At 66.2% G+C, this 1,426-nt stretch carries 2 pseudogenes; both read left to right on the top strand.

The window, feature by feature from the left end:
• A pseudogene (locus EN925_RS35695) lies at positions 1-273 on the top strand (helix-turn-helix transcriptional regulator); the annotation flags it as partial.
• A 216-nt stretch (positions 274-489) separates the two neighbouring features.
• Positions 490-1,426: pseudogene (locus EN925_RS35690) on the top strand (hypothetical protein); the annotation flags it as partial.

The raw sequence follows: 1,426 nt of genomic DNA, 5'->3' as shown, positions 1-1,426 counted from the left end.
GAGCTGCTTGTCGCCGCGACGGTGCCGTCGCCCGGCGCTTTTGTCCCGTCCGCCGGCATCCTGATGGGCCTGTTCGACCTAACGCCAGCCGAGGCGCGGCTGGCGACGAACCTGAACGCGGGCCAATCGCTCGGGGTTGCGGCGGCGGCGAGCGGGATCACGGTCAAGTCGGCCCGCACCTATCTCGAGCGCATCTTCCGCAAGACCGGCACACATCAGCAAAGCGAGCTCGTCGCGCTGCTCAAGACCGTCCACCCGTTCCCTGCTCATTGAAGACCTTCGACCCAGGGCCGAATGCTGTTGCAGCGTACAACTGGCGGGCGAGCACCGGCAACGCGCGCGGCATGTGGCAACGCTGCAACAGAAGGGGCCGGATCGTACGCATTGGCCGGCGAAATCCGACCGATAGTCGTCATGTGACGACTGTTCATCCCCCCGCATCCCCCGACATTCTTTCCGCGAAGCCGATCGAATCGGCGGAGGGGTTGCATGGTGGACCGTCTGTTCAGGCTCGCGGCGTTGGCCGCGATGGTGTCGTTGGCGCTGGTGGGGGCGGCGGCGGCGCAATCGGTCTGTGTCGCGGTTAGCGGGGCTCCACCGAGCCCGAGCGGGACTGCACTAGGTGCAGACTCGCTCGCCTGCGGGGTGGGCGCTGTGGCCAGAGGCGGCGGAACATCGATCGGCACTGGTACGGGAAACTTTTCGGGTGTGGGCAATGAAAATAATGTAGCCGTCGGCAACGGTGCTGGCGTCAGCGTGTACGGCAGCGGCAATGCCGCCTTCGGTTACTTGGCGGGCAACGCCGTAGCCGGGGGCAGCGACGGAGCGGGCGGCCTCCGCGATGGAAACGATAACATCGCCATCGGAAGCCAAGCAGGCTCCATCGTGACTGGCAGCAACAACATCGCTAGCGGCATCCGGGCCGGGCGGGAGGTGACTGGTAGTAACAACATCGCTACCGGCTTTCAGGCCGGGGGGGACGTATCGGGCCATCAGAACATCGCCAGCGGCAGCAATGCCGGGGGGGCCGTAAGGGGCGATTATAACATCGCCAGCGGCAACAACGCCGGCGCATTCGTGACGGGCAACTACAACATCGCCAGCGGCGCCTTCGCCGGCGACACTGTGATTGGCGACTACAACGTCGCCATTGGCGACTCCTCCGGCCTATATGTGACGGGGAGCAACAACATCGCGTTCGGCCGGAATGCCGGCGGCGGAATTTCCGGCGCGCCCCTGACGATGAACGATTCGATCTCGATCGGCTCCGACAGCGCGGCGGGTTTCGACAATTCGGTGGCCATCGGCGCCGGCGTGAAGACCACGCGGGCCGGCCAGGTGGCGATCGGCGACGGCGCCGCCACCTACACATTCGCCGGCGTCAACAGCGCCGCCAGCAAGGCTGCGCAGAGCGGCCCGACCTACC

The organism is Mesorhizobium sp. M7A.F.Ca.US.006.04.2.1, assembly GCF_004022915.1.
Lineage (GTDB): Bacteria > Pseudomonadota > Alphaproteobacteria > Rhizobiales > Rhizobiaceae > Mesorhizobium > Mesorhizobium ciceri.
The sequence above is the reverse complement of the archived record's forward strand: the minus strand, read 5'-3'. Positions and strand labels throughout refer to the sequence as shown.